This is a genomic window from Nocardia tenerifensis NBRC 101015, from assembly GCF_000308715.1.
In the GTDB taxonomy this organism is placed as follows: domain Bacteria; phylum Actinomycetota; class Actinomycetes; order Mycobacteriales; family Mycobacteriaceae; genus Nocardia; species Nocardia tenerifensis.
The window spans coordinates 28,693-40,990 of the sequence record NZ_BAGH01000151.1; the positions used below are offsets into that span (position 1 = coordinate 28,693).

Annotated in this window: 11 protein-coding genes; 9 read left to right on the forward strand and 2 right to left on the reverse strand. The window is 67.4% G+C overall.

Annotated features, from left to right (window positions below; all coding sequences use genetic code 11):
* The first annotated feature begins 148 nt into the window (after window positions 1–148).
* The 5 genes from polA (at window position 149) to ON39_RS12075 (ending at window position 6,628) form a co-directional block, all read left to right on the forward strand.
* The gene (polA, locus tag ON39_RS12060) at window positions 149–2,812 is read left to right on the forward strand and encodes a DNA polymerase I (RefSeq protein WP_040733661.1); all 2,664 of its coding nucleotides are present in this window, start codon (window positions 149–151) and stop codon (window positions 2,810–2,812) included.
* 170 nt (window positions 2,813–2,982) lie between these two features.
* Window positions 2,983–3,855 (forward strand): alpha/beta fold hydrolase, encoded by an 873-nt coding sequence (locus ON39_RS12065; protein ID WP_040733662.1) that lies wholly within the window; start codon window positions 2,983–2,985, stop codon window positions 3,853–3,855.
* 389 nt (window positions 3,856–4,244) lie between these two features.
* Window positions 4,245–4,739 carry a beta-class carbonic anhydrase gene (locus ON39_RS12070; RefSeq protein ID WP_040733663.1) on the forward strand — a complete coding sequence of 165 codons (495 nt, stop codon included), beginning with the start codon at window positions 4,245–4,247 and terminating at the stop codon, window positions 4,737–4,739.
* A 1,155-nt stretch (window positions 4,740–5,894) separates the two neighbouring features.
* Window positions 5,895–6,098, forward strand: a complete 204-nt coding sequence (locus tag ON39_RS48680; protein ID WP_146251198.1) for a hypothetical protein — start codon at window positions 5,895–5,897, stop codon at window positions 6,096–6,098.
* 95 nt (window positions 6,099–6,193) lie between these two features.
* Window positions 6,194–6,628 carry a 2-isopropylmalate synthase gene (locus ON39_RS12075; protein ID WP_040733664.1) on the forward strand — a complete coding sequence of 145 codons (435 nt, stop codon included), beginning with the start codon at window positions 6,194–6,196 and terminating at the stop codon, window positions 6,626–6,628.
* Between the two features lie 61 nt (window positions 6,629–6,689).
* Here ON39_RS12075 and trxA read toward each other — a convergent pair whose 3' ends face one another.
* Complete coding sequence (trxA, locus tag ON39_RS12080) at window positions 6,690–7,064, reverse strand: thioredoxin (protein ID WP_040733665.1); 375 nt, start codon at window positions 7,062–7,064, stop codon at window positions 6,690–6,692.
* 269 nt (window positions 7,065–7,333) lie between these two features.
* Between trxA and ON39_RS12085 the strand changes: the two genes are divergently transcribed.
* The 4 genes from ON39_RS12085 to ON39_RS12100 all read left to right on the forward strand — a co-directional run bounded on the left by ON39_RS12085 (window position 7,334) and on the right by ON39_RS12100 (window position 11,205).
* Window positions 7,334–8,410, forward strand: coding sequence for an isocitrate/isopropylmalate dehydrogenase family protein (locus tag ON39_RS12085; RefSeq protein ID WP_040733667.1), 1,077 nt, complete (start codon window positions 7,334–7,336; stop codon window positions 8,408–8,410).
* A gap of 183 nt (window positions 8,411–8,593) precedes the next feature.
* Window positions 8,594–9,457, forward strand: a complete 864-nt coding sequence (locus tag ON39_RS12090; protein ID WP_040733668.1) for an ABC transporter substrate-binding protein — start codon at window positions 8,594–8,596, stop codon at window positions 9,455–9,457.
* 3 nt (window positions 9,458–9,460) lie between these two features.
* A complete protein-coding gene (locus tag ON39_RS12095) occupies window positions 9,461–10,420 on the forward strand; it encodes an amino acid ABC transporter permease (RefSeq protein WP_373283685.1) in 960 nt (319 codons plus the stop codon).
* A 32-nt stretch (window positions 10,421–10,452) separates the two neighbouring features.
* Window positions 10,453–11,205 (forward strand): amino acid ABC transporter ATP-binding protein, encoded by a 753-nt coding sequence (locus ON39_RS12100; protein ID WP_040733685.1) that lies wholly within the window; start codon window positions 10,453–10,455, stop codon window positions 11,203–11,205.
* Between the two features lie 157 nt (window positions 11,206–11,362).
* On the opposite strand, the gene ON39_RS12105 is transcribed toward ON39_RS12100, so the two are convergent.
* Window positions 11,363–12,298: LysR family transcriptional regulator (locus ON39_RS12105; protein ID WP_255219262.1), on the reverse strand; the 936-nt coding region annotated here is incomplete at its 5' end.

A 12,298-nucleotide genomic window follows, 5' to 3' on the forward strand; every position in this document is an offset into this window, starting at 1 on the left:
GGAATGCGTGGGTTCGACGGCGACCGGGTGTCGGCGTACGAGCTTGTCGGTGCTGGTCCCTAGACTCTGGGGCGTGAGTTCACCCACGACTGCTCAGCGCCCCGCCTCCGGCTCCAGCGATTCCGGGTCGGGTGACCGGCCGACGCTGATGTTGCTGGACGGGCACTCGATCGCCTATCGCGCGTTCTTCGCGCTACCGGCGGAAAACTTCAAGACGGTCACGGGGCAGACCACCAACGCGGTGTACGGCTTCACCGCGATGCTGATCAACCTGCTGCGCGACGAGAAGCCGACGCACATCGCGACGGCGTTCGACGTGAACCGCAAGACGTTTCGCACCGAGGCGTACCCGGAGTACAAGGCGAACCGCTCGCAGACCCCGGACGAGTTCCGTGGCCAGGTCGAGCTCACCAAGGACGTGCTCGGCGCGATGGGCATCCCGGTGATGGCCATCGAGGGCTTCGAGGCCGACGACATCATCGCCACGCTCACCACCCGCGCGGTGTCCGAGGGCTTCCGGGTGCTGATCGTCTCCGGCGACCGCGACGCCATCCAGCTGGTGAACGACGACGTCACGGTGCTGTACCCGCGCAAGGGCGTGTCCGACCTGACGCGGTTCACCCCCGACGAGGTCTTCGCCAAATACGGCCTCACGCCCGCCCAGTACCCCGACTACGCCGCCCTGCGCGGCGACCCGAGCGACAACCTGCCCGGCATCCCCGGCGTCGGCGAGAAGACCGCCGCCAAGTGGATCCGCGAGTACGGCGATCTCAACGCCCTCGTCGACAAGGTGGACCAGGTGAAGGGCAAGGTCGGCGACGCGCTGCGCGCCAACCTGAGCAGCGTCATCCTGAACCGTCAGCTCACCGAGATGGTGCGGGACATGCCGCTGCCGTACACGCCGGATCAGCTGGCGCAGCAGCCCTGGGATCGCAACAAGATCCACCAGCTCTTCGACGACCTCGAGTTCCGCGTGCTGCGCGACCGTCTCTTCGAGACGCTGGCCCCCAAGGAGCCGGAGGCCGAGGCGGGCTTCGAGATCAGCGGCGGGGCGCTCGAGGTCGGTGCGGTCGCCGACTGGCTCGCCGAGCATGCGAAAGCCGGTGTGCGACACGGCGTGTCGATCGTCGGCAGCGGTGTGCCCGGCAGCGGCGACGTGCGCGCTCTCGCCATCGCGGCCGGCGACGGCGAGAGCGGCTACATCGACGTCGCCGTCCTCACGCCGGCGGACGAGGCGGCGCTGGGCGCCTGGCTCGCCGACCCGGCCGTGCCCAAGGCACTGCACGAGGCGAAGGCCGCCATGCATGCGCTGCGCGGGCGCGGATGGACCCTCGGCGGGCTCACCAGCGACACCGCGCTGGCCGCCTACCTTGTCCGCCCCGGCCAGCGCAGCTTCAACCTCGACGACCTCTCGCTGCGCTACCTGCGCCGCGAACTGCGCGCCGAGACCGACGAGACGGCGCAGCTCTCGCTGCTCGACGACGAGGACACCGTCGACGCCGAGGTCGCGCAGGCCGAAATGCTGCGCGCGCGGGCCGTCGCCGACCTCGCCGACGCGCTCGACACCGAACTCCAGCAGATCGAGTCCGTCCCGCTGCTCGAGGACATGGAGCTGCCGCTGCTCAGCGTGCTCGCCACCCTGGAGGACGCGGGCATCGCGGTCGACTGCGACCAGCTGAGCACGCTGCAGCGCCAGTTCGCCGACAAGGTGAACGACGCGGCCGAGGCGGCCTACGGGGTGATCGGCAAACAGATCAACCTCGGCTCGCCGAAGCAGCTGCAGGTCGTCTTGTTCGACGAGCTCGACATGCCGAAGACCAAGCGCACCAAGACCGGCTACACCACCGACGCCGACGCGCTCGAGTCGCTGTTCGAGAAGACCGAGCACCCGTTCCTGCAACACCTGCTCGAGCATCGCGACGCGACCCGGCTCAAGGTGACCGTCGACGGCCTGCTCAAGTGCGTCGCCGACGACGGCCGCATCCACACCACGTTCAACCAGACCATCGCCGCCACCGGTCGGCTCTCGTCCACCGAGCCGAACCTGCAGAACATCCCGATCCGCACCGACACCGGCAGGCAGATTCGCGACACCTTCGTCGTCGGCGCCGGCTACGAGTCGCTGATGACCGCCGACTACAGCCAGATCGAGATGCGCATCATGGCCCACCTCTCCGAGGACGAGGCGCTCATCGAGGCCTTCAACTCCGGCGAGGACCTGCACAGTTTCGTTGCGTCCAAGGCCTTCGACATCCCGATCGCCGAGGTCAGCCCCGAACTGCGTCGCCGCATCAAGGCCATGTCCTACGGCCTCGCCTACGGTCTGAGCTCCTACGGCCTCGCCGCGCAGCTGAAGATCAGCACCACCGAGGCCAAAGAGCAGATGGACGTGTACTTCGACCGCTTCGGCGGCATCCGCGACTACCTCTACGAGGTGGTCGAGCAGGCCCGCAAGGTCGGCTACACCTCCACCCTGTTCGGTCGCCGCCGCTACCTGCCCGACCTCGACTCCAGCAACCGGCAGCGCCGCGAGGCCGCCGAGCGCATGGCGCTCAACGCGCCCATCCAGGGCACCGCGGCCGACATCATCAAGGTCGCGATGATCAACGTGCACAAGGCGATTCAGGAGGCGGGCCTGCGCTCGCGCATGCTCCTGCAGATCCACGACGAGCTGCTCTTCGAGGTCGCCGAGGGGGAGCGGGAGGCGCTGGAGGCGCTGGCCAAGGAGCAGATGGCCGCCGCCATCCATCTGTCGGTGCCGTTGGACGTCTCGGTGGGCACCGGCCGCAGCTGGGACAACGCCGCTCACTGACCTTCGCGCTGTCGCGCGCAGGTGTCGGCGCGCGGCATCGCACAGGTGGCCGAACAGGTCACGTCGGTGCGTGCATCGCACAAGTGGCCGAAGCGACCACGTCGGTGCGCGGCGTCGACGGCTCGGCCGAGGGCCTTCCCTCGGTGTGAGGTCGAAATCTAGGGTGGGGCATGGCCTTTCCCCGCGTATTCCGGGAGTTCGACGTCGAGACGTCCGTCGGAGCGATCCATGGAACGATCGGCGGCGACGGCCCACCGCTGTTGCTGCTGCACGGTTTTCCGCAAACCCACCTGATGTGGGAGGCGGTGGCGGGCGAGCTGGCCGAACGGCATACCGTCGTCGCCACCGACCTGCGCGGCTACGGCGGCAGCGTGGCCACGCCGCCGTCGGAGGCGGACTACTCGATGCGCGGACTGGCCGTCGATCAGGTCGAGGCCATGGCCGCGCTGGGGTTCGATCGCTTCGACGTGGCCGGCCACGATCGCGGCGGGCGCTGCGCCTACCGCATGGCCATCGACCATCCCGACACGGTGACTCGACTGGCCGTCCTCGACATCGTCCCCACCCTCGACTCCTTCGAACGCGCCGACCACCGCTTCGCCCTCGGCTTCTGGGTCTGGAGCTTCCTCGCCGCCCCCGCGCCCATCCCCGAAACCCTGATCCTCGGCGCCCCCGACGCCTTCATCGACCACGTGCTCGCCGCCTGGCCGGACCCCGGCTTCACCTTCCCGGAAGCGTCGGCCCGCGCTTACCGCACCCAGTTCCACGACCCCGCCCGAGTACAAGCCATCTGCGCCCAATACCGCTGCGCGCCGACCATCGACACCGAACTGGACCGCCTGTACCGCCCCCGCCGGCCCATCACCTGCCCCACCCTCGTCCTCTGGAGCGCCACTGGCGCCGTCGCCGAATGGTATGACCCGCTTGCCATTTGGCGCCAATGGTCCCGCGATGCCCAAGGTGCCTCCATACCCGCCGGCCACTTCCTCCCCGAGGAGGCTCCGGACCTGGTCGCCCAGCACCTTCGCGACTTCTTCCACTGACCGGAACCCATCCGTCGGTCGCAATCGAGCTTCCGCTCGCGGACAGCATCGGATAGCCGTACCTGTCTTCTTCTTGCGCCCAATCTGTTCCGGCGGACCGGTCACGAGCCGGTCGGGCGGGCGTTCGGCGACGAGCTCTTCGACGCTTGCTTCGACTGGCTGTTCCGGCACGGCGTTTTACCCGACACCATCGATGACGTGCACACGGCGAGCTGTAAACGGTCGGGGCGGGGCCTGTGGCGTCGCAGTGTGAGGTGAGCTTGTGTCGGACTCGGCACGCCAGTAAACGAATCACGGTGAGCAGGAACGGTGCTGCGTGCCGCAGAGGCTTCTATCGTGGGCCACGCCACATATAAGCAGCCACGCATACCGAGCGCAGGGGACCACCCATGACTGTGACCGATGAGTACCTGCAGAACAACGCCGCCTACGCGAGCACCTTCACTGGGCCGCTGCCCTTGCCGCCCGCCAAGCACGTCGCGGTGGTCGCGTGCATGGACGCGAGACTGAATGTGTATGGGGCACTAGGGATCAAAGAGGGCGAGTCGCACGTCATCCGCAACGCGGGCGGAGTGATCACCGCCGACGAGATCCGTTCGCTCGCGATAAGCCAGCGCCTGCTCGGCACCCGCGAGATCATCCTGATCCACCACACCGACTGCGGCATGCTCACCTTCACCGACGACGACTTCAAGGCGTCGATCCAACAGGAGGTCGGCATCAAACCGGAGTGGTCCGCCGAAGCCTTCACCGACCTGGAAACCGATGTGCGCCAAAGCATCGCCCGCATCACCGCCAGCCCCTTCATCCCCCACAAAGACTCCATCCGCGGCTTCATCTTCGACATAGCCACCGGCAAACTAACCGAAGTCCTCCCCGCCTGACCCGACAACCCGCACCCCGCACCGTCTCTCAGGATCCGCACTCACTCCAGGGCCCAATACCGAGTGCGGATCCCAAGAAAGAGTGCGACTTTCGCCTATTGCCTGCTCTGCCACGCTCAGGCACAACATCCACTCCCGCGCCCATGTACCCGCTCCACCTCCGCGCCGCCCGGTGCCGGCCTACGCCTGCGTGTCCACCCAACCCGCTCGCGCGGCTACTGGGTCTGCGACGTGTTCGCCGCACCTTCTCTCGGGATCCGCACCGGCTTTAGGGCCCAAGACGGAGTGCGGATCCCGAGAAAGAGTGCGCCGCCTTTGCGCGAAGCGCCGCGCCCTTCCGGCGTGCCCCGTCATGTCGGGCACATCATCCCACTGAGCATGTGTGCCGCCAAGCCGCCACCCGTCCAAGCGTCGCACTTCTTCTTGGGAGCCGCACCCGCTCTGGGGCCCGATAGGGAGTGCGGATCCCGAGAAGGAGTGCGACGCGTGCGCCCGCCTGCGCCCTGCACACCTTCTCGGGATCCGCCCCGCTTCAGGGCCAACAGGGAGTGCAGATCCCAAGAAAGAGCGCGACTTTCAGCCAGTGCCGGTCCACTTCCGCGCACCGCCGAGGCGCTGGCCCACGCCTGCGTGTCCACCTAATCCGCTCGCCCGGCTACTGGTCTACGACGCGTGTGCCGCACCTTCTCTCGGGATCCGCACCGGCTTTAGGGCCCAAGACGGAGTGCGGATCCCGAGAAAGAGTGCGCCGCCTCCGCGCGAAGCGCCGCGCACTTCCGGCGTGCCCCGTCATGTCGGGCACATCACCCCGCTGAGCATGTGTGCCGCCAAGCCGCCACCCGTCCAAGCGTCGCACTTCTTCTTGGGAGCCGCACCCGCTCTGGGGCCCAAGAGGGAGTGCGGATCCCGAGAGGGAGTGCGACGTGGGCTCGGCCAGCCGCGCCCACGTGTCGGACCGCGCCCACGCGCCCTCCCGGCACCCCCGACATGGCGAGCACATGACCCCCGGCTGAACATATGTGCCGTGCGGCACCGTCCGTGATCGGCGAGCGCGGCGCCGCGCGCCCCTGAGCTGGGGGAACGCTACTCGCCGGTAGACAAATCGGGCGGCGAATATGGTTGCTATTGGGCGAAGATGTCTCTATTCTCGAGCGCGTGCCGAATCCCGCCGACTGCCGCACCGCAGCGCTTGATGTCGCAGACCGCGACAGCGCTGGGTTTCTGGCGTCGCTCACCGGGCCCTCCGTGATCATGCAGGCCACCGCCGCCGGTCCCGAGGCTCCCGCCGGGCTACTTCCGCTCACCGCGACGGTGGCGCAACGGCGAATTCTCGTAGTAACCCGCCGTAGCGGGGTCTGATCCGGACCGGCCCCCTCGCTGCGGGCTGAAAACTTGTTAGTGCTGGTCCCCTCTGTCAACTGAGCCACGACATTCCTCGGGAAGACCTACTTTCAATGACAATCCTCACTCTCGATCCTCAGTCCTTCCATGCCGCCGCACCGAAGAGCCTGCGCCACGAAAGCGCGGACCTCACCCCGGCACAATTCCACGATCGCTACTGCGAACACACCGGGCCTATTCGCCTCGGTGACTGGTCGCCGACCGGTAGCCGCAGTGCCGATTTCGCGGTCACCCTTGAGTTCGCCGATCATCTGCGCACGGTCGTCGCCTCCGGCAGCCTGGTCGCCGCGATGACCTCCGCCCTCTACGAGGAGGGCTACCACGTGGAGATTCTGCAGTTCCACCAGCGCCGCACCGGCGCGGGCACCGCGACCTTCGTGCAGTGCGAGTGCAACGGCCGACGCGGCTGGGGCGCGGCGCTCGCCGACGACAGCTCGGAGTCGACGGTTCGCGCGATGATTGCCGGCGTGAATCTGCTCGGTAGCTGACCGACGACGAAAAGGGCCGTCCCTCTCCGTGAGAAGGGACGGCCCTTTGATTCGATTCGGGTTACTGCCCGGCGCCGGCCTGCTGCTCGGCGAGCTGCTTGCGCACCTCGTCCATGTCCAGCTCCTTCACCTGGGTGACCAGGTCTTCGAGCGCGGCGGGCGGCAGCGCGCCGGGCTGCGCGAACACCAGCACACCCTCGCGGAAGGCCATGATGGTCGGGATCGAGCGGATGTTCGCGGCGGCCGCGAGACCCTGCTCGGACTCGGTGTCGACCTTGCCGTGCACGACATCGGCGTGCTTCTCCGAAGAGGCCTCGAAGGTCGGCGCGAAGCTCTTGCACGGGCCGCACCACTCAGCCCAGAAATCGACCAGTACCACGTCGTTTCCGGTGACTACCTCGTCAAAGTTCTTTTCGGTCAGCGTCTGGGTGGCCATGACGTCCTCTCGTATTCGGTATGCCAGCTACAACGCCGACAGATGGCTATATCTTCCACGGACTAATGGCGGCTGCCCACCGTCGCCGCGTATCCGGCGACGGCTGCGGTCTGCCCTCGATAGGGTTCTTCCCCGGCCGCGACACCCTGACACCCGGTTCACCAGATTCCGGAGAATGAGCGGGTCGGTTCGTCGCGACGCAACCCACGGCGCAAGGATGAACCCGTGTGCGAACTACCAATCGTGACCAGTGTCAGCGGAGATCCGTCGTGAACGCGGCACTTCGCCTCGGCCTGATCGATGGCGACGGCATCGGACCGGAGGTGGTGCGCGCCGCGCGACAGGTCGTCGACGAGGCATTGTCGGCGGCGGACGCCCCGCGGGTCGAGTGGGTGCCGCTGCTCATGGGCCATCGCGCCATCGAGAAATACGGTGACCCCCTGCCGGAGCGGACGCTGACCGCACTGGAGAACGTGGACGCCTGGATCCTCGGCCCGCACGACAACGCCTCCTACCCGGCCGAGCATCGCCACGCGGTCGCCCCGGGCGGCGCGATTCGCAAGCGGTTCGGCCTGTACGCCAACATCCGCCCGGCCCGCGCCTTCGCCGGCGTGCGGGCGGCCGCGCGGCGGATCGACCTGGTGATCGTGCGCGAGAACAGTGAGGGCTTCTACGCCGATCGCAATATGTTCGCCGGGTCGGGGGAGTTCCGGCCGACCGAGGACGTCGCCATGATGGTCGGCGTCGTCACCAGGCAGGCCTGCGAACGGATCGCCCACGAGGCCTTCCGGCTGGCCGCGTCCCGTCGCAAGAGACTGACGATCGTGCACAAGGCCAACGTGCTGCCCATGACCATGGGCCTGTTCCGCGACGTCTGCTATGACATTGCCCACGCCTATCCCGGCGTCGAGGTCACCGACGAACACGTCGACGCGACCGCCGCCCATCTCGTCCGCGCCGCCGAAGACTACGACGTCCTGGTCACCGAGAACCTCTTCGGCGACATCCTCTCCGACCTCGCGGGCGAGTTGAGCGGCTCACTGGGCCTGGCCGCCTCCCTCAACTGCTCGGCCACCCACGCCATGGCCCAGGCCGTGCACGGCGCCGCGCCCACGATCGCCGGGCACAACCGCGCCAACCCGGCCGCGTTGCAACTGTCCTCGGCAATGCTGTTGCGCTGGTTGGGAACTCGCGATAGCAGCGACGCATTACTGCACGCCGCCGAGCGCGTCGAACGAGCCGTCGCGGCCACCCTGGCGGCGGGCATCGCCACCTCGGACCTGGGCGGACAGGCGTCGACCAGCGAGTTCACCGAACAGGTTTGTGCTAGGGTGCTCCGCCGGTAGTCGTAGTGTGTGTAGCTCGGAGTGTTCAACAAGGAACGGATGAATCTTCCGTTACTGTCCAGCACGAAGCGTCTCGGTCGCTTAGATTGCCAACGGGTGGTGACACCCGGGTTTCTTGAATCCGAAATGTGGAGGGCTGCTGTGTCTGTTCGATCGGTTCTTGGCAGGCGCGCCCTGCAGACGATGTGTGTACTCGCCGGAGGCGCACTGGTACTGACGGGCTGTAGTAATTCCGAAGACTCCGGACCCGCGGTGCAGAAGGTCGGGGGAATCGAGAAGGTCGACTCCATCGCCGCGCAGCTCCCCGACAAGATCAAGCAGTCCGGCAAGCTGGTTGTCGGCGTGAACATTCCGTATCAGCCCAACGAGTACAAGGACCCGAGCGGCAAGATCGTCGGCTTCGACGTCGACATGATGGATGCGGTCGCCGCCACCCTCGGTGTCAAGGCCGAGTACCTCGAGTCCGCGTTCGAGAAGATCATTCCGACGATCCAGGCCGGCACCTACGACGTCGGCATGTCCTCGATCACCGACTCGAAGGAACGCGAGCAGCAGGTCGACTTCACCACCTACTTCAGCGCCGGTATCCAGTGGGCGCAGCAGAAGGGCAAGCCGGTCGACCCGGACAACGCCTGCGGCAAGCGGGTCGCCGTGCAGGCCACCACCGTGGAGCACACCGACGAGGTGCCCGCCAAGAGCGCCAAGTGCGTCGCCGAGGGCAAGCCCGCCATCGACATCAAGTCCTTCGACGAGCAGAGCGCCGCGACCAACGCCCTCGTGCTCGGTCAGGTCGACGCGATGTCCGCCGACTCCCCGGTGACCGCGTACGCGATCAAGCAGAGCGACGGAAAGATCGAGAAGGCCGGTGCCGCTTTCGATTCCGCGCCGTACGGCTGGGCCGTGCCCAAGGGTTCGCCGCTGGCCGCCGTGCTGCAGAAGGCCGTGCAGAGCCTGATCGATAACGGCAAGTACATGGAGATCGCGAAGAACTGGGGCGTCGAGGAAGGCGCGATCACCAAGTCGGTCGTCAACGGCGCCGTGAGCTGACCCATGACCTCGAACGAAACCATGCCGGCGCCCGGCGACCCCGGGCCCGGCGCGGCAGCAGTATCCCAGGAGCCGGAGCCGATCAAAGCGGTTCCGCTGCGCAGGCCCGGCCGGTGGATCGCCGCCGCGGTCATCCTGGTACTCGTCGGACTCTTCGTTTACGGCGCCGCGACGAACGAGGCCTACAAGTGGGGAACCTACGGCAAGTACCTGTTCGACACCCGGATCATCGCCGGCGTGGTGGTCACGCTCGAGCTGACCGTGCTCGCCATGGCGATCGCCATCTCGCTGGGTACGTTGCTCGCGGTGATGCGTCTGTCGCCGAACCCGGTCTTGCGCTCCGCGTCGTGGGTGTACCTCTGGATCTTCCGTGGCACACCGGTTTTCGTGCAGTTGGTGTTCTGGGGCCTGTTCCCGTCGCTGTACAAACACATCGTGCTCGGCATCCCGTGGGGGCCGCACCTGATCGATCTGGATGTGCAGAGCCTGCAGGCCGCGTTCCTGTTCGCGGTGATCGGCCTCGGCCTCAACGAGGCGGCCTACATGGCCGAGATCGTCCGTGCCGGAATCAATTCCGTCGGTGAGGGGCAGCGCGAGGCCTCGACCGCGCTCGGCATGTCCTGGGGCATGACCATGCGCCGGACGGTGCTGCCACAGGCCATGCGGGTGATCATCCCGCCGACGGGCAACGAGCTCATCGGCATGTTGAAGACCACCTCGCTGGTCACCGCGCTTCCGCTGAGCACCGACCTCTTCGGCCGGGCTCGCGAGATCTACGGCGTCAACTTCCAGCCGGTGCCGTTGCTGCTGGTCTCCGCGACCTGGTACCTCGCGGTCACCAGCGTGCTGATGGTCGGCCAGTTCTACCTGGAGCGCTACTACTCGCGCGGCCTGTCCCGCCAGCTGACCGGCAAGCAGTTGCAGGATCTCGCCGACGCCCAGACGATTGTGAAGGCGAAATGACCACCGCCGGCGGCGTGAAAGACGCACAACCGATGATCCTCGCCGACCGCGTCTGCAAGAACTTCGGCGCACTCCAGGTCCTCAAGGGCGTCTCCCTGGAGATCGGCCGCGGCGAGGTGCTCTGCGTGATCGGCCCGTCCGGTTCGGGCAAATCCACGTTCCTGCGCTGCATCAACCATCTCGAAGAGGTGAACGCGGGCCGGCTCTACGTGGACGGCGAACTCGTCGGCTACCAGGAGAAGAACGGCAAGCTCTACGAGCTGCATCCGCGCGAGGCCGCCCGGCAGCGGCGCGAGATCGGCATGGTGTTCCAGCATTTCAATCTGTTCCCGCACCGCACGGTGCTGGAGAACGTGATCGAGGCGCCGACCCAGGTCAAGAAGGTCCCCAAGGCCACGGCGGTGGCCAAGGCACAGGAGCTGCTCGACCGAGTCGGCTTGGCGGAGAAGGCGAATGCCTATCCGGCGCAGCTGTCCGGCGGACAGCAGCAGCGCGTCGCCATCGCCCGCGCGCTGGCCATGGACCCGAAGCTGATGCTGTTCGACGAGCCGACCTCGGCGCTGGACCCCGAGCTGGTCGGCGAGGTGCTGGAGGTCATGCGCGAACTGGCCCAGTCCGGCATGACCATGGTCGTGGTCACGCACGAAATGGGTTTCGCCCGTGAGGTGGCCGACAAGCTGGTCTTCATGGACGGCGGCGTCATCATCGAGGCAGGCGCCCCCCGCGAGCTCCTCGCCAACCCGAAACACGAACGCACCCAAGCGTTCCTGTCCCGCCTGCTCTAGAACGCCCGTTCCGGGCGTCTGAGGTGCCCCACAGAGCGTCCGTACGGTTCACAAGCACCGGAAGGCCTGTGAACGGTACGGACGCTCTGTGGGCTTCTGGCCGCGCCGTGCGCTCCAGCGGTCGACGGACGGGGCGCCGGAGATGCCTGCGATGCGATTACTGTGCGGAATGGTTGCGGCTCAGTGCGATACGGAGTTGACCCAATAGCACCTTGGCTGCCGGACTCGCGGACCGGTCGGTACGCCAGACCAGGGCGAGCCGGCCGCGTAGCTCGGGTTCGATGATCTGAACGACGCGGACGCCGAAGGCTTTTGCCTCCGCAGGGGTCAACGCCGGCACGACGGCGATGCCGAGCCCGCGCGCGGCGAGCCGGAGCAGCAGCGGGGGAGCGGCGGCCTCGAAGGCGATGTTCGGCACGAAACCGGCTGCGGCGCAAGAGCGTTCGAAGACGCCGCGCAGGCCGGTGCCGGGCGGTAGGCAGATCAGCGGGCGGTCGCGCAGGTCGGTGAGCGCGACGGTGTCTCCGTGCGTCCGATCGTCGGCGGCCACCGCGGCGACGACGGCGGTCTCCAGCACCACGTCCTGCCCGATGCCGGGTTCTATTGGCGCGCCGGTCAATCCGATCAGGGCGACGTCCAGCTCGCCGCGGCCCAGTGCGGCGAGCATGCGTTCGGAGGTGTCCTCGGTGAGGCTGATGGCGACCTCGGGGTGGTCGTCGTGGAAGTCGGCAAGCACGGGCGCGACGTCGAGCTCCTCGGTGGCGGCCCCGGAGATGAGCCCGACGCGAACGTGGCCGCGTAGCAGGCCCGCGAACTCGTCCACCGTCTCGGTGATGCGCTCGGTCGCCGCGAGCGCCGCCTTGGCGTGCTTCAGCACCGCCGCGCCGATCTCGGTCGGCGTCACCGTGCGGCCGCCGCGGTCGAGCAACTGCTGGCCGAGCTCGCGTTCGAGCTGCCGGATCTGCGCGCTCAGCCCAGGTTGTGCCAGGTGCAGCCGCGCGGCGGCGCGGGTGAAGTTGGCCTCCTCCACGACGGTGACGAAGTAGCGCAGCTGCCGCAGTTCCATAACCGTTGATTCTAGCTTCGATAAGAT